At 62.0% G+C, this 271-nt stretch carries 1 protein-coding gene; it reads left to right on the top strand.

The window, feature by feature from the left end; genetic code table 11:
* On the top strand, nt 1–271 hold a 271-nt coding region (locus tag V0R37_RS22245; protein WP_420376573.1), incomplete at both ends, for an FAD-dependent oxidoreductase.

Below are 271 nucleotides of genomic sequence, written 5' to 3'. Positions count from 1 at the left end.
GTGGACGACCAGTGCCGCACCAACGTGCCGGGCGTCTACGCCATCGGTGACTGTGTCCGTGGCCCGATGCTGGCGCACAAAGCGTCTGAAGAAGGCATCATGGTGGCGGACATCATCGCTGGCCACAAGGCCGAGATGAACTACGACACCATCCCCAGCGTCATCTATACCTTCCCGGAAGTGGCCTGGGTCGGTATGACCGAGCAGGACGCCAAGGCCAAGGGTATCGAAGTCAAGACTGGTAGCTTCCCCTTCGCAGCCAGCGGCCGTG

Origin of the sequence: Pollutimonas rozaliensis, assembly GCF_048751585.1 — a bacterium.
In the GTDB taxonomy this organism is placed as follows: Bacteria; Pseudomonadota; Gammaproteobacteria; order Burkholderiales; family Burkholderiaceae_B.
Note: the sequence above shows the minus strand (reverse complement) of the source record. Positions and strands in the feature narration are given on the sequence as shown.